This window comes from Streptomyces lasiicapitis (assembly GCF_014646335.1).
Lineage (GTDB): Bacteria > Actinomycetota > Actinomycetes > Streptomycetales > Streptomycetaceae > Streptomyces > Streptomyces lasiicapitis.
In genome coordinates, this window is the sequence record NZ_BMNG01000016.1 from 1 (window position 1) to 17,646 (window position 17,646).

Sequence of the window (17,646 nt, forward strand, 5' to 3'; positions counted from 1 at the left end):
GTCCGTCGCGATCGTCATCGACTCGCAGTCGGTCAAGGCCGCCGCCATCGTCGGCAAGACCACCCGCAGCTTCGACCCCGGCAAAAAAGATATAACGGGAGGAGGAGGCACATGGTGGTCTTGAACGCCCTCCGCCTGGTCCGAGACTACGAGCACCTTCCGCAGCACAGCGAGGTACTGATCACATGGGCCGCGATCATTCTTCTCTGCACCATCGTTCGACGGTGCAGAGACTCACCCTCATGGTCCGCTGCCTCACCCGCCCACCCCGGCCTCCGCGCAGCGAGCCCCACCCCACCGAACGGGATGCCGTCGTCAAGCCCAGACCGATCCGCATTCGGGCCCAGCAGCAGCCGCACACCATCCGCCTCGCCCCCACCGCCCTCACCTGACCAGCGCGGCATCGCAACACGGACTACCCCGCACCCACTGAGGAACCGAGCCCCGTGCCTGAACAGCGCTGCGATCGCTGCTGCGGCAGAAGGGGTCCGTTCGGCTGATTTCTCACTGACGTGATGATCACGCACCCGCCACGGGAAGGAAGGGCTTCGATTGTAAACACAGTCGAAAGGAGTTCGCCGTGGCACCGAACCAGCCCCAGGGCCTTCCTGAAGAGCTTGTAAATCTTTGGGAAACTGCACGAGAGCTGCCGAAGGATGCAGTCCAGAAGCTGAAGGACGAGAAATCCACAGCCAAGCTCGGAAGGGCAGTGCATGCTGCTCAGGGAGCGCCAGTAGCCCCCGATGTAATTCGTGAGAATGTGGAGGCTAGGGCGCAATACCGCATGCGGTAAATTCCTGGCAGGCTGGGATGAGGTGGCTGAAACAGCACCTTGCCCGGCCGAGGCCGCGCGAAGGACCTGATGGTCCGGCCACGTCAGACAGAGGGTCATCCGCGTGATTCTCTGCACCGTCGAACGACGGTGCAGAGAAGGGTGATGAAGGCCCTATCACCGTTGACGCAAGGTGGGTAGGCCGAGATTGACGCGGCGGGTGAAACGCTGGGTGTTGGAACGTTTCTCTCGTAGGAAGGACAGGGTGAGGTCGATTCCTTCTATCTCACCTCGCCACCCTTCTGCGTCAAGGCCGCCAATGGCAGCCACTGGCGCAGCACCTACAAGTCCAACGCCTGGCGCGGCTGGTACGCCGTCTAGAAACCCGACCAACGAAGACCCCCGCCGAGCGCGGCCGGGCCTCGCGCCGTGAGGCGGCGCATTTGCTCTCGAAGGCATCTGCGCCGCCTCTGGCCTACTGCCGGAGGTCTCGCACAGACACTCAGCCTGGTCAGCGCCCCCGTGCTTGTGGCGGCTGCGAAGCCGGGGCGACCGTCGTCGCCTGTACCGGCGCGCCGGGGCGCGATGCCGTGCTCTTGGCCTGTGCCGCACGCGCATCTGCGATGGGTGTCGGCCGTGCGCTGAGGCGTTCGATGCGCCAGGTCAGGACCCGTGCCGGGCGCAAGGCGTCGTCCAGGGCACGCTGGTCGGCAGCCTGCTGGAGGAGCCGCTGTGGATCGCGACCTGCGGCTTCGGCGTCGGTCAGGACGACGAGGAGGGCGTCGAAGGCCGGGTCATCCAGGATCTGCTGTGCGTGGTCGGGGACGCTCCGGCGTATGCGGTGAATGTGCCGGTCGATCGTCTGCTGGGGCGGTCGGCGCTGAGCGAGCGCGGCCAGGGGCGCGGCGGCGGCCTGGTCGTAGGCGGTCTGGAGATGGAGCAGGGCCTGGTGGGCTGCCGTGGCCTGTTGCTCGTGGTGGCGGAGCTGGTGCCAGCGGGCGGCGGCGATGACGACGAGGATCGCAGCATCGAGGAACATCGCCAGGACCGCGCCGTTTCCATCGGAAACGGGCTCGCGGAGCATGGCCCGCACGGCGCCGCGCAGGGTGCGCGCGTGGTGGTGCTCGGCCTGGATACGGGAGCGGGTGGCACGCTCGAACGCGTGTGCTGCCTGCCGGAGTCGGGACCGCAGCATCCGGGGTGCGAGGAGAGGGAGAGCGTCGAGGGCCTCGCCGAAGGCAGCCAGGTGCGCTTGGGCAGCCCCGTCGTCCGCCTGGTCGAAGTGGTGGGGGATGCGCTCGGCGGCGGCCGTGGCCTGGTGCCACGGGTTGGTCGTCTCGCGCCGGAGTTGAGGATCGGCGGCTTGGAGGCACTGTCGGATCTTGGGGAAGGACAGGTCGGGGGCGAGTTCGGAGCCGGAGTACCAGATGGGCTCCGTCTTGCCGTTGGTGTCGCCCTGCAGGGCGACCGTGTAGCCGCGCACGTCCCCGGAGGGAAAGTGCTTGACGTCGACGAGGACCCCGTCGGTGTGTTCCAGGAGGCGGATGAATTCCTCGGTGCTGGTGGCGGCGGCAACAGCCGTGCGGACCGTGGTGCGCAGGAGTTCGCGGGCGGTGCGGTCGTGGCCGGCGCGCTTGGCCTTTTCCTGTTCGGCGCGGGTGGGTCGCTTGGCAGCGGTGCGGTCCCCGCGTACGACTTGGTGGAGGTCGTATTCCTTCTCGATGGCGGCGAGTTCGCGGTCGGCGATGAGGTAGTCATTCCAGTGGCGCGCGGTGCGCAGGTCCGCCCGGACCTTGGTGGCGGCGATGTGAATGTGGTCCGGGGCGTGGCGCACGGCGACCCAGCGGCAGCCGTCGGGGTCGTCCGCGGTTGCGATGCCGGTGGCGGCGATGACGCGGCGGGCGATGTCGGCCCACTCCTCGTCGCTGAGGCGGCGATCGCTCTCGGCGGCGCGAATCGAGCAGTGCCATACGTGCTTCTCGGGTGCGCGGCCGAGCCGCTTGGCCTGTTTGACGTGCAGATCGAGGTCGGCGACGAGGAGTTTCTTGACGGCGGTGAAGTCGTCGGTGCGGCCAGGGTCGGGGGCAAAGCCATCCCAGGAGGCGACCAGGTGAGGGTCGGTGTGGTCCTTGGCCTTCTTGGTGTCGTACAGGTAGCGGATCAGCCCGGCGGTGCTTTTGCCGCTGCTGATCTTCGCGATCATCGGGCCGCCTTGTGGCTGACGGCCTGGTTGGCGGCTGCCGCGATGTGGCTCACGGCGGTGCCGATGGCATCCAGGGTGCGGTCGGTCTGGGCCAGCAGGGCGCTGTACCCAGGGTGGGGATAGCCGCCGGAGTTGAGCTTCTTGGCGATCTGGTTGACGTTGCGGCCGATGGCGGCGACCTGCTGGCGCAGGGCGTTGAGTTCGTCGATGTAGTCGTCCAGCGGGGTGCGCTGGCCGGGCAGGGTGAGGTAGCCGTGGACGTGGGCCAGGGTGACGACGGCGATGTAGTGGGCGCCGCTGACGTTCAGCGACTTGGCCTTGGCGAGGATGGCGGCCTTCTCCTCGCTGCTGTAACGGGCGTCGACGCGCTGCTTGCGCTGGCCGTTGGGGTCGGGCTTGCGACGGCGGGCGACGCGATGCAGGGCGGCTTCGTCGGCGGCACGCGGCAGCGGCACAGCAGCGGTGGGGGCGGCGTCGGCGGGCTGTTCCTCCTCGGGCGCCCCCTGGCGCCCGCCTGCCTCCACCACCCCCGGGGCGGAGGCTTCCCCGTGGGGCCGGCCTGTGGACGGTCCAGCGGGATACCTTGCTGCGCGTGTGACGGAGGTGGTGGTCGTCTTCTGCTGAGCTGCGAGGGGTTCGTGGTGCGGGTCGTGCATGAGGTGGATCTCCGTGGGGTGCTGGTGTTGAGGGCCCCGCGCTGCCTCCCGAGGGACGCGGGGGCGGGCTGCGAGGGGGAGGTGAACGTGGGGAATCAAGCGGCGTCGGCAGGCACGTTCGGTTCGCCCTGCTGCGGGGAGGCGGCCTCGTCGAGTCCGTCGACAGGCTCGGCCTCGAAGCTGTCGTACGTGGCGGGTTCGGCCTGGCCGGTGCGCTCGGTCTTCCGCTGGTCGCGTACGACGCGGGCGCGTTTCTGGCTGATCCGTAGTTCGTCGCGCAGGCGGTCGGCGGTCAGCCGTTTGTCGCTCCAGTTGGCGGTCAGGAGTCGGGCCTCGTCGAGGACTTCGGTGTCGGTCCGGGTACGGGGGCGGGTGCGGTCGGCGGTCGACTTGGCGGCGGGGGCCCGACTGGTCGCCCGACGCGGGTCGGCTCCGGTCGACTCCGCCACGGCGGCCGACCGGGGCGGACGGGCAGCGGGAGCGGGGGCCGACTCTTCGCCCGCGGTCGGCCCCAGCACGGGCACCTCAGCCACCACAGGGGTCGACTCGGTCAGCTGGTCGGGGGCCGATTCAGCCCCGTCAGACGTCGACCGTGCGGCCCGCTCGCCAGCCGACTCGTCAGGTTGCCGACTGACCGACTGGGCAGCGGCCGCTTCGGCGGAGTCGGCCGACTCGGGGTTGTGGTGCAGCACCTTCGCCACAAGGTCCGACCCGAAGTAGATCGATCCGACCGGGAGCGAGGTCGACAGCAGCACGAGGGCCCAGTTCGCCGGGGCCCGGTCGGTCAGTCGGCCCCACTGGATCGACGTGGTGTGCAGGGCCGGGACGAGGCCGTGGACGTAGTACAGCAGGAGGCTGGCGATCGTGTAGGCCGCCAGGACCCGCAGTGCGAACTTCCGGTCGGGACCGGTCAGCACGAGCGTGGCGACCAGGGCGAGGGCCATCAGCCCGTCGATCACGATCGGGTAGAGCAGGGCTGCGGTGGGGTCTGCGCCGATGGCGCGGGCCACGTCGGACAGAGCGTTCCATGAGACGCGGAAGGCCATAAGGACGACGGCGACGAGGCCGATGACGAGGGTGATGCGTCCGTTGCGGTTCACGCGGCGGCCCCCAGCGGGTGCGTGTGCTCCGCGGGCATCCCCAGGATCGTCACTTGGCCGAGTGCCTCGCCCTCGGCGGCTGAGGGCGAACGGGAGCAGAGCGATGCCGGCGCGGATACCGCGGCGACGGCGTATGGCTGCCGGGGCGCTCGGGGCAGGGGAGTGCAAGGCGGTGGGCTCCAGGGTGGGGAGGTGGGGCTTGTGGGGTGGGAGTGAGGGGCGTTCACGGAGGGGGCGTACACGCGGGGCCCCCTTCTAAAGGGGGCCCCGCGCGTGATCGCCTGGGCGCGTGTACGGCGTGGGCTCTCGCGTGATCGCTTGACCTGCGTTTTCGCGGTGAGCGTGTGCGCTGTGAGCGGTTCACGGCGGTGTGCACGGGCGAGGGCCGCGTGTACGGTTCCGTGATCGCTTCGCGAGGACCGTCGGGGCAGGTCAGCCGACGGCGGTGAGATGGCGGGCGGAGGCGTAGTAACGCGCCTGCTGGCCGCCTCCGGCTCCTCCGGCGATTCCCTCGGCCTTGGTCGCCAGGCCGGTGGCCACGAGGTTCTCCAGGCGGCGCCGTGCCTTTTCCAGGTCGGCGCGTTCGGGGTCGCCGCCGCCGATCAGGAGGGTCGCCAGCTCGGGGGTGCTCATCCCGTTCGGGGCGTTGCGCAGCAGGACGGCGGGGTCCTTCGTCGGGTCGAGGGTGGTGGTGCCGCGCTTGTGGTCGTGGGTGACGTCCAGCGGGCCGACCTCCCCGGTAGGGGTCTTGAGGTGGTGCAGGGTGACGGCCGGATCGCCGGCCTTCCCGGTGACGAAGAGGACGCTGCCCGCGCCTGCGGTGATCCAGGTGGAGCCGTAGACCTGGTCCAGGCTGGGGCGCTGACAGACACGCTCAGGGACTGCGTCGTCCGCGCGTCACGGTGCCGGGCAGCGGAATCGTTGAGGAGATAGCACAAGCGGGGCCAGGAGCACGCGGAATTGTCATAGGAGCGAGAGGGCGCAGCGGCCACGCTTTCAATGTCGTCAACATTGAAGGCGATGTTGTATTCCTGAACGGGCAAACGGGTCACGCGAAAAACGTAGGCTCTTGGGGGCGCTTCTTTTTCATGAGGACAAAATAATGATCGACATTCCTCAGGGTGTTCAACTGGCGGAAGAATTCCTTGCCTCGAACCCAGGGGCGGCAGAGGTTCCACTGGTTGTCGACAGGGCGAACGTGACCGTTCACGATGGATTCCTCGTAGTCCCGTGCAACAGTGAGGAGTTCCTTCGTACCGAACGGTTCGAACACATGGTGATCGGATGCACTCCAGTGCGAGTTGACCTCAAGACCGGCGAATGCAGGTTTCTGACACTCGACGAAACCATGAAGTTCGATCTCTAAGGTCCAGGCACTCACGCAAACGTAACGCCATTTGATGTGGTCGGGTAGCCGGATCACGTTGCCGTGCCCCGGCTACCCGGCCACACTCAGCAGTCGTTCACATGCCCCTTCTCGCACTGAACGTATGCAAGCCCAGAAACTTCAGCGCGCAGTGCGTGGCTCGATCCGGTGGCCGAAGGCAGCACCGCCCACACCGACCGTGGTCACCCCGCCGTCGACGGTCAGGACGGCCCCGTTGACGTAGGACGCGGCGGGCGACAGCAGCCAGTCGATCGCCCCGGCGACCTCCTCCGGATCCCCCGGCCGCCCGGCGGGAGTCAGCCGGTTCGCCTCCTCGTACGCCGCCTCGGCACCGCCCGCCAGCCCCGCCTCCGCCGCGAATCGCGCCATCCGCTGGTCGGCCATCTCCGTACGCACCCAGCCCGGGCACACCGTGTTGGCCCGCAGCCCCTGCGGCCCGTAGTCGACGGCCAGGGAGCCGCAGAGGTGGAGCAGGGCTGCCTTGGACGTCGCGTAGGCGGCGTTGCCGGCGCTGTTGCGGAGGGCTGCGACCGAGGCGACCGCGACCACCGCACCGCGGGCCTCCAGCAGATGCGGCAGCGCGGCACGCAGCAGCAGGAACGGGCCGGTGAGGTTGGTCCGCATCAGCTCTTCCCAGTCCTCGACCGCGGTGTCGCCGACCGCGCCACCGCGCCCGATTCCGGCGTTGAGCACCACGCCGTCGAGCCTCCCGTAGGCCGTCACCGTCGTCTCGACGAGCTCGCGCACGGCCTCGGGGTCAGCGGCGTCGGACGGGTGGGCCAGCGCTCCGGTCTCCTCGGCCACCTGGCGCAGTGGCTCGGGCCGCCGCCCGGAGATCACGACCTGGTGGCCTGCCGCGCGCAGCAGCCGGGCGGTGGCGGCCCCGATTCCCGTTCCCCCGCCCGTCACCAGGACAACACGCTGTTCCGACATGCTCGTTCGCCTCCGAAGGTGGTCAGCTTCCGGTTACCCGCACCGTGATCATAGGAAGCGTCGGGACCGCCCGGCCGACCGGGTGCTGCGCGGTGGACCATCAGCTCACTGACATGGCGCGTGCCACGCAGGCGCTATCGCCGGATGACCGAGCGAATCCAGGAGAGTTGCTGGGACACCTCGCCGGCCTCGGCGCCCTTCTCCCTGTCGGAGCCGTTGAAGACGCCAATGAGGGTTTCGGTGCCGCGTGGGCCAACGGTCATGACCGGGCCTCCGGAGTCGCCCCCCGCGGGAATGCCGGACACCTTCTTCATACAGAAGTCGGGGCCGCCCGGGGCGGTGAGGCCTGCGCACCGGGGGTCGTTGGGCCGTACGACCTTCAGGTCCGACTGCTTGAGGACGGGAGACTGGCAGGCGCTCTCGTCCGTGGTGCAGGTGGCGCCCCATCCGTATACCCGCACGGCCTGGCCGCGGTGGACGCCGACCTTGGACAGGCGTGCCGTGCGGACGTTCATCGGCGCGACCTTGATGAGCATCATGTCGGCGTGCGCGCTGCCCACGCGCTTGTGGGGTATCGGGCGGACCGTTTTGCCCTTGCGCATGTCGAGCTTGCCCACCCGGAACGAGATCCGCTTGTCGGCGACCGGCTTTGCCTGCTCGTAGAAGCAGTGCGAGGCGGTGAGGATCCACTGGCGGGAGACCGCTGTCCCGGTGCACGCCGGTTTGCCGTCAACGAGCATGCGTACCGCCCACGGGCCGTAGGTGCTCTTTGACCCGCCGATGACGGCGAAGGCCGGTGGGGAGGACATCACCGCGCCCGCGACCAGCGCCAGGGCGGTCAGCAGCAGGACACGAAAGCGACGCACCATGCAGAACAACTCCTCTTAGGGGTACAGCTGTACAGATAAGGAGAGGCCCTGCTGAGCAATATCGTTCCGCACAATCCCTACGACATCAGGACAGCCGAAGGCCAAGGTGGTCGCGGCCACCGTGCGACCACGCAAAGGGCCCCTCCCCCGGGAGGGGAAGGGGCCCATCAGCGTGCTGTCACGCGCGTACCGGTGGCCGTTACGCCGGCGGGTACACCAGCGTGATCTCCCGGTTCAGACCGGTCTCGTCGGCGTCCGGGTACATCGAGACCTCGCCGTCGGACCAGCGCACCAGGAAGTCGTCCGGGTGCTTGTTCTCGGTGTAGTCGCCCGCGCCGAGGACGGTGGCGTGCGTCCAGAGCCGGTTGGGCTTCTTGACCTGGACCTCGCCGTGGAAACCGTTCTGGTCGATGTCCTTGTAGAGGGTCAGCTCGCCGTCCGTCCAGCGCACCATGAGGTCGTGCTGGTCGTTGCCGGTGAAGTCTCCCGAGGTCATCGTCGAGGCGTGCGTCCACGTGCCGTTGGGCGCGGCGAGCTTCTTCTCACCGTGGAAGCCGTCGCGGTTGAGGTTGGTGTAGAGGGTGACCTCACCGTCGCTCCAGCGGACCACGAGGTCGTCGGTCCACTTGTTGTCGCTCGTGTAGCGGCCGCCGGTGATGGACGTGGCGTGCTTCCAGAGGTCGTTGGGCTTCTGGAGCTGCACCTCGCCGTGGAAGCCCGCCGCGTCGACGTCCGGGTAGAGCGTCAGCTCGCCGTCGCTCCAGCGCACGATCAGGTCGTCGGTGTCGGCCCCGGAGAAGTCGCCCGCGGCCATGGTGACGGCGTGCTTCCAGGTGCCGTTGGGGCCGGTGAGACGGATCTCCTTGTCGAAGTTGTCGCCCTCCTCACCGGCACCCCGGTACATGGAGACTTCGCCGTCCGACCAGCGCACGACCAGGTCGGAGTAGTCCCACGTGCCCGGGTTGCCGTCGGTGAAGTAGCCGCCGGCCATGACCTCGGCGTGCTTCCAGGTCTCGGCCTTGCCGAGGATGCCGCGCCCGGCCGGGGGCTTGTTGTTCACGGCGTCGTCGTACAGCGCCTTGGCGTCGCCGTCCAGGTACGAGCTGTACGAGATGTCGTCCACGTCGCCGCCGGTCTTCCAGCCGCCGATGACGCCGATGATGCCCCAGCCGCTGCCCTGCTTGATGAGGAACGGGCCGCCGGAGGCGCCGCCGGAGTACTTGTCACAGGAGATGCGCAGGAAGCTGCCCGGGATCTTGGGGTCGGTGCTGTTGTAGCGGACCGTCTTGTCCGTGCAGTCCAGCGGGCGCTTCTGGTTGGCCGGGTAGCCGATGAGGCGGACCGGGTTGTGCTCGTACCCGGCGTTGATCTTCAGCTCGGCGCCGCCGACGACGTCCTCGACGTTCTTGCCACCGCGCGGCTCGAGGACCAGGAAGTTGAAGTCCAGGTCGGCCGCGGCGTCCGGGCCCTTGGACAGGTACCGCTTGTCGACGTAGATCCGGCCCGGCTTGACGGTGAAGGCGCCGTGCGGCTTCTTGCCGTCGTCGTACTGCGGGACGAACGTCAGGTTCTTGCGCGCGTCCTGGTCGTCGAAGCAGTGCCCGGCGCTCATCACGATGTTCTTGCCGGGGCTCTTGACGACCGTGCCGCCGCAGAAGCGGCCGGTGTTGGTGCCGTCGTTCCAGAAGAAGGTGCCGACGATCGGCAGCCCCTCGAAGGGGTTGCTGGCCGCGCGCGGCCGCCTGGTCGGGGCGCTTGCCGGGGCGCCGGGCTTGCGCGTCGTGTCCTCCGCGACGGGCTCCGCGGCGCGCATGCGCGCGGGCGTCCAGTAGTCGTCGGCGTCGGCCGGCGTGAACGCGCGGGCGTCGTTGTCCCCGCCGTCCGGCACGGGCGTCGGTACGGGGGACTCGTCGCCCGGCGTGCGCGTCGGGGCCGGGGCGTTGTCACCCGGAGTACGCCCCGTCGGCGACGAGGTCTTGGCCTTCGGTACGCGGGGCTTGCTCTGCGGCACGCGGGGCGGGGCCGGAGTCTTGCCTTCCGGCGTGGCCCCGGCCGCCGGTGCGGTGTCGGTGGCCTTCGCCGTGGGCGTCGGGGCGCCGGGGTCCGCGTAGGCCGGGAGTCCCGGCAGCAGGATCAGGGCCGCGGCTCCCGCCGCGGCGCCCAGCGCTCTACGCACGTGCATTGTTGTTTCCCCCCACATAAATGAGACGCCTGTCACCCGGTGTGGCGTGACTGCGTCAAGGTCAGCCAAGATCGTATGGCCGTTGTGCATCAAAGGAAGGCAAAGTCCACATATGATCAACTTCACACGCTCGTCCGTACGGGGTGGAGTTGCCGCGATTGCCGGATCTGTCCTCCTGCTCGGGCAGCCGGGCGCGGCCCACGCCGACCAACTCCCTTTCGAGGGGCGCGGCTACGCGTCCGTCGACGGCCCGGCCGGACCGGGCCAGCTCGTGGAGCTCACGGTCAAGGAGCGCCCAGGCAATCCGCGGCCGACCTCGGTGGACGTCACCAGCCCCGCGCTGACCAGCGACACAGCCATGGGTGACACCGGCAGGGCCTGGGTCGGCGCCGGCCGGATCAAGCCGAAGACCCGGCCGGGCACGTACGAAGTGAAGTTCACCCTCCGCCATAAGAACGCCGACTGCGTCGGCGAGGGCGAACAGGACTACCTGTGCGACTACCCGGCGATCGTCCTGCGGGAGCGGCTCACGGTCACCGGGGCCGAGAGCGGCGAAGCCAAGGACGGTGCCGACGGTGACAGCGACAGCGGTTCGGGCTTCGGCCGCGGCGTGGCGGTCGGCGCCGCGTCGGCCGCTGCGGCGGGAGGGCTGCTCGGCGGGGTCCTGGTGTGGAACCGTCGGCGGCGCGAGCGTGCTGGTGGTGCGTCGTCGTGACGGGGTGCGTGGGCGTGCGAGCCGTGCGGCCACGCTCCGGAGCCCACGTGGTCGCGGACCCGATCAGGGCTCTCGAACCTAAACCTGACGGAGTCTCTGCCTGAACGCCGACCCCTATGACGGAGCAGCTTTCAGGAAGGTAGCAACATGCCCGACGCCCATCCCTCGGATCCGATCGTCGACGCCGGGCCGGGCTCGCCCGGCAGTCGCCTTCGACGAGGGCCGGGGCACGGCAGTCCGTCGGCCCACCCGTACGGGCAAGAAACTGTGGGAGTCCCCGGCGCGCACCGGCCTGACAAGGAAGCTGTGCCCGCCGCGTCGGCCTCCTGAGTGCACAGCCCGCGCTGCCGTGACGGCTACGTGAGAAGAGCGGCCTGCGGCCGCGCCGGGCAGCCGCCCGCGATCACCCGAGTCCCACGCCAGACGGCAATGGTGCGGGAAGACCGGGATGTTCGTCGCGTGCCTAACTCAGCAGCTCGCGAGCCAGCGCCTGCCCCCACCACTCCTCGATGCGACCGGGCGGCCAGCCGCGTTCGGTGGTGAGTGTGGTGTAGACGTCGATGTTGCAGATGGCCGCGTAGATGTCGACGGCAGACTGCTGGTCAAGTCCGGGTCGGAGGGTGCCGGCCGGCCAGGACGAGAAGACCTGCACCCGGGTCGCATCGCCCCGTTCGCGACCGTCACGGTAGGCCGTGGCGAGCTCGGGTTCGCTGCGGCCCGCTTCGCGCATCACCATGATGATGTCGCCCGCGCGCTCGAACAGCCGCCGGTCGTAGGCGGCCATCGCCGCGAGCTGGCCCCGGGGGTTCGCCACTGCGGCCTCCAACTCCGCGAGCATCTGCGGCGCGTCGGCGGACAGATCAGCTGAATCGGCCACGGCCCGGGTCAGCCCGGTCTTGTTCCCGTACGTCGCGTAGACCGTGGGCACGGAAACTCCCGCCTCGCGCGCCACCTCGCGCACGGTCGTGCCCGCCCAGCCCTGGGAGTCGAAGAGCCGGCGCGCGGCGCGGGCGATCTCGGCCCGGGTCTCCCGTGCCTGCGTCGTGCGACGCAGTGAGTCATAGCGACGTCGGTCCTGCTCTTCGCTCATGCCTTGCCCTCTCCAGGTTTACGCTGCTTATAATCAATATATGACACAGCAATCCAAGTTAGCCGCCGTCGGCTTCTCCCGGATCGGCGGCATGGCAGCCATCGGCTTCGCCGCCATGATCACCCTCAGCAACGTGATCATGGTGCCCGCCGGCCTGCCCCTCACGGGCGCAGAAGCAAGCAAGGTCACCGAGTTCTTCGCCACGCAGGGCACGGCCGTCGGCATCGGATCCGCACTGGCCCCCGCCGCCTGGATCCTGGCCACGGTCTTCGGCGCCGGTGCGCTCATCGCGCTGCGGCGGTCCGAGCGCGATCGCAACGAGGCGTGGTCGCTGCTCGGACTCGCCGGTCTGGCCCTTCAGAACGTCACCTTCGCCGGGGTCATCGCGACCCGCCTCGCCCTGACCTCGACAGCCCCGCACGATCCCTCCGCGACCGCGGCACTCTGGGCGCTGCACGATGCGGTGTTCACCCTCAACGGAACGTTCCTGGCGCTCGCCCTTCTCGGCCTGTCCGTCGGAGGTCTGCGCACGGGCCTGATCCGGCCCTGGCACGGCACCCTGGGACTGCTCGCCGCCGCACTGCAGTTCAGTTCCGCCACCCTCGCCCATTGGGTCATCGACGACGACGGCGCCATGGGCCTCCTGGGTCTCGTCGGCTGGCTGATGTGGGTCGTCTGGACCGTCGTGTACGGCATCACCCTGATCCGGCAGAAACCCACTACCCCGCTCCGGAGGTCCACCCATGACCACACGTGTGCCGTTCCCGCGTGACCCCGCAGGCTCTGCCTTCCCGCTGGGAGGCTCCGCGAAGAGGCGTCACATCACCACGGCCCTTGCCGCACTGTCCGGCGCCACGGTTCTGTTCTTCGGGCTCAACTTCCTGCTGAACCCTGACGGCGCACCCTCCGGATTCGGGATCACCCCCTGGCCGGAGGGAAACGCCGACGGCTACTTCGCCGTGAAGGGCGTACGCGACATCGCGGTGGCAGCCACCGTGTTCCTGCTGCTCACGATCGGCCAGCGGCGGACACTCGGCTGGGTGGTCCTCATAGACGCCATCATTCCGCTCGGCGACGCGCTCACGGTCCTCACCCATGGCGGCACGTACACCACAGCCCTGAGCATTCACGTATCGGCGGCCGCTCTCGTCGTGCTCACCGCCATCATGCTGCTGACCGAGAGCGGCCAACGCCCGCCTGAGAGGACACACCTGACACCCTCACCATGACCCTCTGGACAGTGCCTACTCGACGGTTGGCCGTATCCGCATGAAGCCGCTGTTCGGCGCCGACCCCGAGTACTGCGCTGCCCAAGCGCTTGCACGGCAGCTGGCCGACCTGGACGCGGGCGGCTTGGTGACCTTCGGAGCGTTCTCCGGCATCCCCTTCGCGATGAGCCCGTTCCGATGGTCGGCGTACATTCCACGCATGATCGCTTTCAGTGCTTCGCCCGTCGCGTGTCGGGCAAGTCGCGGCGACTTCCAGTCCGAGGTTTTCGCCGCCTCGGCTGTGTCCCGCCACAGGTCCAGGTAGGCCGCGGTCGCCCTCTTCCGGGCAGTCTCCGAGACCGGCGGTGTCCGCTCGGTTTCCCGTCCCGCCACACTCGAATGACCAGCCCCACCCGAGCCGATCGAGTCTTTCTTCCCGCCCCCTGACCGCAAGGTGCCGCAGCGGACCAACTTCAATGTCGGTACGAGTACTTGGCGTTCCCTTCCCCAGAGCAACGCGGGCAGTTCACGACAAACCCCCGCTTCACCATCCGCTCCGAGCGGTGCCGACGGTCAGTTCAGTTCCCCACGAAAGGCCATTTCTGATTCACACATAGTTACCAACGTGGAGGCGGCCCGGTGAATCTGCTCGTGGACAGCCGGACGTAGCATGCGCAGGCATGACGACGTTGCCTGACGAAAACATTCACCCGTTCCGCATCCGCATCCCGCAAGGCGAACTGGACGATCTGCACGAACGTCTGGATCGCACCCGCTGGCCGGATGAACTGCCCGGAGTGGGCTGGGCATACGGAATCCCCCGGGGCTACCTGAAGGAGCTCGTGCAGTACTGGCGGCACGAGTACGACTGGCGCGCCGCGGAAGCCAGGCTGAACGAGTGGCCGCAGTTCACCACCACGATCGACGGGGCAAACATCCACTTCGTCCATGTCCGGTCGCCGGAATCGGACGCGACCCCGTTGATCATGACGCACGGCTGGCCGGGCTCGATCGTCGAATTCGCCGAGGTCGTAGGTCCGCTCACCGACCCGCGAGCGCATGGCGGCGACCCGGCGGATGCGTTCCATGTCGTGTTGCCAAGCATCCCCGGCTTCGGACTGTCCGGACCGACGCAAGAGACGGGCTGGGAGTTCCAGCGGGTGGCCGCCGCGTTCGCCGAGCTGATGGAGCACCTCGGCTACGAACGCTACGGCGTGCAGGGCGGTGACTGGGGAGCTGCCATTTCGCGCGAGATCGGCCGAAGGTGGCCTGACCGGGTCATCGGCGTGCACCTGAACCTGCTGCCGAACTCGGCCGCTACGCAGGAACCCGATGCGCACGAGCTGGACGCCCTGACCCCGCACGAGCGCAAGCGCACACTGGCCTCCTGGGAACGCTTCCAGGAGTGGAACCGCGACCGCCAGGGATACGCGGACATTCAGTCCACCCGGCCGCAGACGCTGGCGTACGGCCTGACCGACTCACCGGTCGGCCAACTGGCCTGGATCGCAGAGAAGTTCAAGGAGTGGACCGACTCCCAGGGCCGCCCGGATGACGCCGTCGACCGGGACCAGATGCTCACCAACGTCATGCTGTACTGGCTGACCGGCACAGCCGGCTCGTCCGCCCGCATCTACTACGAACGCGCACACGCCGACTACTGGGGCACGCCACCCGGGCCGTCGAAAACACCGACCGCACTGGCCGACTTCCCACGGGACAACTTCATCCCGCTGCGGCACATCGCGGATCGGACGAACAACATCGTGCAGTGGACGGAGTACGACCGGGGCGGGCACTTCGCGGCAATGGAACAGCCGGACTTGCTGGTCGGCGACGTAAGAAGGTTCTTCCGGAAACTTCACGAGGCCGCCCCTGAGTGACTGCGGGCGGCTCCACCGAGGGTGGTCCGTGATCGTCAGCCACTGTCACCGCAGCGAGCCGCTGTTCGTGGCGTTGATCCTTCGGCAGCATCCGCAGCCCGACCAGGGCCCGTACCCCGACACCCGGGCATGCCTTGCTCGGCCACGGCGATCGGGTCAGGTTCCTCAGCCCGGTCCAGTCGTCACCGCGCCATGGCTTCCTGGGTTGGGATCGTCGTCGATTTCGGCGGCGAACTCAGCAGCGAACGTCTCTGTGCCCAGCGTCGCGAGGACCTTGGTCATGATGCGCTCGACATCGCTGCGCTCGGCCTCAGGGAGATGCGCGCCGGCGGATTCCCGGGCCCGGGTGGCTGTGCCCAGGAGGCGCGCGGCCTGCACAGGTTGGCCCGCGAGGGCGTATGTGCCCCGGCGAGGCCCTCGTGGGCGAGGGCCAGGGCCCGGGGGTCGCCGCTGTCACGGGCGACGGAGAGGCCTTGGTGGTGCGGGGTGAGGGCCGTGGGAGCGTCGTTGCGTTGTTCGGCGAGGAAGCCGAGTTCGGCGAGAAGGAGCGCGGGGCCGGGGCCGAAGTCGACTTCGCGGTGCCATGCGAGGCTTCTGCGGAGGTGCTTGTCAGCTGACCGGCCGTGGCGGAGGGTTCAGGGACTCGAAGTGGAAGGCATTGATGTAGCAGTCGCGCGGCTGCTGGATCGCGAAGGTGATGCAGTCGATCACCGACTGTGCCGCGAGCGGGTCCTGAGCTCCGCGCGGGGTGGCGTCCCACTCCGGGGACAGCGGGTCACGGCTGCTGTCGAAGTCCGGCGGGAACAGGGAGATCACCCGGACACCCTGGGGACGCAGACGGCGCGAGAGCGCTTCGGTGAAGCCCCTCTGGCCGTGCTTGGCCGCATAGTAGGCCTCGTGTGCCACGGGGTGCTGGGCTCCGGGAACACCGCATACGGAGACCATCGTGACCACGTCGGGGTGGTCGGAGGCGAGAAGCAGCGGCAGGAGGTTCTTCGTCACGAGGATGGTGCCGGTGCTGCCCGAGGCGATCGTGTCGGCCACGTCCTCGTCGGAGACCGAGAGGAGGTCCGGGCCTTCCAGCCAGCGGGCACCGTTGTTCACGAGGACGTCGACGCGGTCGGTGCGGCGGCCGACCGCCGCGGCGAACTCACGGATCGAGGCAGGGTCGGCGAGGTCACAGGCGAAGGCGTGCACGCGGTCGTGGCCACGGTCGCGAATCTCGCTGCGGGTGCGTTCGGCCGCTTCCAGGCTGCGTGCGGCGAGGAGGAGTTCGGCGCCGAGGCCGGCGAAGTGGTGGGCGAGCGCGCGGCCGAAGTCGCGGCCCGCCCCGGTGATGACCACGCGGCGGTCGGTGAGGTTCATGTTGTTCCTTCGATCGGGCGGGCGGTCGCGTGCGGCAACGGTGAGGTGAGTAGGGCCTGTCCGGCGGTCATGCGACCGCCTTGGGTCCGAGTCGCGGCACGGGCATGGGACGACGGGGAGATCAATGAACGGCGAGTGGGCCCAGCTGAAGCCACACCCACGCACGACCGGGGAGCGAAGCGGGCGTTGTACGTCTGGCACGGCACTGTCAGCGTGGCCGCGATCGGGCTCTCATCGCGCTGATCCGCCCGAAGCCCGACCTCGACCTGGTCGCGGATGAGCCAGCTGTCGGCGTACTTCTGAGACAACCTGCCTCAGTACGGACGAACGTGCTCAGGCCCAAGCGATTCAGTGGAAGGCGACGGCGTTCTCCGAAGCCCACTGCCGGAACGGCCGTGCCGGCACTCCGGTGACCTGTGAAACCGTGTCGCGCACCATCAGCAGCTCGTCGTTCACGTCTCCGCCCGTGACGTCGAGCACCGCGTCCGCGGCCTCGGCGCCGAAGACCGCGGCCATCTGTGCGTGGGCCTGCTGGCGGCTGATTTCGGCGAAGGGAACCTGCCGACCCAGTGCTGCCGCGATGGCCTCGGCCTGCTGTCGGGCGGTCACCGGCTCTGGGCCGGTCAAGGCATACGTGCGTCCCTGGTGGCCGGGCTCGGTCAGTGCCACCCGTGCCACCGCTGCGATGTCCCCGGGGTGGATGGTCGGCAGCGCGGTCTCGGCGTACGGCGCGCGGACGGTCTCGTGGCCACGGATGGAAGCCGCCCACATCAGGGCGTTCGAGGCGAACTGTGTCGGCCGCAGGATCGTCCAGGCCATGCCGCTGGCCTTGAGCAGTTGCTCCACCGCCAGGTTCTCGCCGGCGGGGCCGAGGTGCGGGTGGGTCTGAACGGTGATGGACGACACCAGCACGACGTGCTCCACACCCGCCTGCCGGGCGGCTTCGAGTATGTCGGCGTCCGAGCCCAGACGCGACACAAGAAACAGCGAGCGCACCCCATCCAGCGCGGGCTTCAACGACGCCGGCTCCGCGAAGTCGCCCTCCACAGCCTCGACCTGATCGGGGAAGACGGCCCGTGCGGCATCACGGGTCAGCCCTCTCAGCGGCCCGGCACCGCATGCGTGCAGCTCCTTCAGCAGGGCACTGCCTATGTTTCCGGTGGCTCCGGTCACGAGGATCATGGGTGTCTTCCCGTCATCAGATGATCAAGTAGGCGACACACTAGAACCTCTATCAGGCTTCAGGTCAAGAAAACGCCTGGTCATTCCCGTGGCTGGGCACG

The 17,646-nt window shown here is 68.8% G+C and carries 16 protein-coding genes and 1 pseudogene; 6 read left to right on the forward strand and 11 right to left on the reverse strand.

Going from position 1 to position 17,646, the window contains the following annotated elements; translation table 11 throughout:
- Positions 1–224: 224 nt before the first annotated feature.
- Complete coding sequence (locus tag IEY91_RS31745; protein ID WP_189176633.1) at positions 225–392, forward strand: hypothetical protein; 168 nt, start codon at positions 225–227, stop codon at positions 390–392.
- 891 nt (positions 393–1,283) lie between these two features.
- On the opposite strand, the gene IEY91_RS31750 is transcribed toward IEY91_RS31745, so the two are convergent.
- From IEY91_RS31750 to IEY91_RS31765, 4 genes and pseudogenes are all read right to left on the reverse strand, one after another.
- Positions 1,284–2,975: a relaxase/mobilization nuclease domain-containing protein gene (locus IEY91_RS31750; RefSeq protein WP_189176634.1), complete on the reverse strand. Its 1,692-nt coding sequence runs from the start codon at positions 2,973–2,975 to the stop codon at positions 1,284–1,286.
- Positions 2,972–3,631: a MobC domain-containing protein gene (locus IEY91_RS31755; RefSeq protein ID WP_189176635.1), complete on the reverse strand. Its 660-nt coding sequence runs from the start codon at positions 3,629–3,631 to the stop codon at positions 2,972–2,974. The genes IEY91_RS31750 and IEY91_RS31755 overlap by 4 nt, the downstream gene beginning before the upstream one ends.
- Before the next feature lie 95 nt (positions 3,632–3,726).
- Positions 3,727–4,731, reverse strand: coding sequence for a DUF2637 domain-containing protein (locus IEY91_RS31760; protein ID WP_189176636.1), 1,005 nt, complete (start codon positions 4,729–4,731; stop codon positions 3,727–3,729).
- Positions 4,732–5,163: 432 nt separating this feature from the next.
- A pseudogene (locus IEY91_RS31765) lies at positions 5,164–5,595 on the reverse strand (helicase DnaB); the annotation flags it as partial.
- 38 nt (positions 5,596–5,633) lie between these two features.
- Here IEY91_RS31765 and IEY91_RS42700 point away from each other — a divergent pair.
- On the forward strand, positions 5,634–5,834 hold the full coding sequence (locus tag IEY91_RS42700; protein WP_373288065.1) for a toxin glutamine deamidase domain-containing protein: 201 nt from the start codon (positions 5,634–5,636) through the stop codon (positions 5,832–5,834).
- On the opposite strand, the gene IEY91_RS31775 is transcribed toward IEY91_RS42700, so the two are convergent.
- The 4 genes from IEY91_RS31775 to IEY91_RS31790 all read right to left on the reverse strand — a co-directional run bounded on the left by IEY91_RS31775 (position 5,780) and on the right by IEY91_RS31790 (position 10,102).
- Complete coding sequence (locus IEY91_RS31775; protein WP_189176637.1) at positions 5,780–6,112, reverse strand: hypothetical protein; 333 nt, start codon at positions 6,110–6,112, stop codon at positions 5,780–5,782. The genes IEY91_RS42700 and IEY91_RS31775 overlap by 55 nt on opposite strands.
- Positions 6,113–6,238: 126 nt before the next feature.
- Positions 6,239–7,051 carry an SDR family NAD(P)-dependent oxidoreductase gene (locus IEY91_RS31780; protein ID WP_189176638.1) on the reverse strand — a complete coding sequence of 271 codons (813 nt, stop codon included), beginning with the start codon at positions 7,049–7,051 and terminating at the stop codon, positions 6,239–6,241.
- A 134-nt stretch (positions 7,052–7,185) separates the two neighbouring features.
- On the reverse strand, positions 7,186–7,920 hold the full coding sequence (locus IEY91_RS31785; protein WP_164327262.1) for a S1 family peptidase: 735 nt from the start codon (positions 7,918–7,920) through the stop codon (positions 7,186–7,188).
- Between the two features lie 199 nt (positions 7,921–8,119).
- Positions 8,120–10,102, reverse strand: coding sequence for a trypsin-like serine peptidase (locus IEY91_RS31790; protein ID WP_189176639.1), 1,983 nt, complete (start codon positions 10,100–10,102; stop codon positions 8,120–8,122).
- Between the two features lie 112 nt (positions 10,103–10,214).
- Here IEY91_RS31790 and IEY91_RS31795 point away from each other — a divergent pair, with 112 nt between their 5' ends.
- Positions 10,215–10,817: a hypothetical protein gene (locus IEY91_RS31795; protein WP_189176640.1), complete on the forward strand. Its 603-nt coding sequence runs from the start codon at positions 10,215–10,217 to the stop codon at positions 10,815–10,817.
- A gap of 463 nt (positions 10,818–11,280) precedes the next feature.
- Here the strand turns inward: IEY91_RS31795 and IEY91_RS31800 are convergent, their stop codons facing one another.
- Positions 11,281–11,907: a TetR/AcrR family transcriptional regulator gene (locus IEY91_RS31800; RefSeq protein ID WP_189176641.1), complete on the reverse strand. Its 627-nt coding sequence runs from the start codon at positions 11,905–11,907 to the stop codon at positions 11,281–11,283.
- A gap of 40 nt (positions 11,908–11,947) precedes the next feature.
- Between IEY91_RS31800 and IEY91_RS31805 the strand changes: the two genes are divergently transcribed.
- The 3 genes from IEY91_RS31805 (at position 11,948) to IEY91_RS31815 (ending at position 14,998) form a co-directional block, all read left to right on the forward strand.
- Positions 11,948–12,679 carry a 2-oxoglutarate/malate transporter gene (locus tag IEY91_RS31805; protein ID WP_229697353.1) on the forward strand — a complete coding sequence of 244 codons (732 nt, stop codon included), beginning with the start codon at positions 11,948–11,950 and terminating at the stop codon, positions 12,677–12,679.
- Positions 12,651–13,136: a DUF4267 domain-containing protein gene (locus tag IEY91_RS31810; protein WP_164327258.1), complete on the forward strand. Its 486-nt coding sequence runs from the start codon at positions 12,651–12,653 to the stop codon at positions 13,134–13,136. Before IEY91_RS31805 ends, IEY91_RS31810 begins: the two co-directional genes overlap by 29 nt.
- A gap of 659 nt (positions 13,137–13,795) precedes the next feature.
- Positions 13,796–14,998, forward strand: coding sequence for an epoxide hydrolase family protein (locus IEY91_RS31815; protein WP_189176642.1), 1,203 nt, complete (start codon positions 13,796–13,798; stop codon positions 14,996–14,998).
- A 609-nt stretch (positions 14,999–15,607) separates the two neighbouring features.
- On the opposite strand, the gene IEY91_RS31825 is transcribed toward IEY91_RS31815, so the two are convergent.
- Together IEY91_RS31825 and IEY91_RS31830 are read right to left on the reverse strand one after the other, a co-directional pair.
- Positions 15,608–16,363, reverse strand: coding sequence for an SDR family oxidoreductase (locus IEY91_RS31825; protein WP_189176643.1), 756 nt, complete (start codon positions 16,361–16,363; stop codon positions 15,608–15,610).
- A 348-nt stretch (positions 16,364–16,711) separates the two neighbouring features.
- On the reverse strand, positions 16,712–17,545 hold the full coding sequence (locus IEY91_RS31830; RefSeq protein WP_189176644.1) for an NAD(P)H-binding protein: 834 nt from the start codon (positions 17,543–17,545) through the stop codon (positions 16,712–16,714).
- Positions 17,546–17,646: the final 101 nt, after the last annotated feature.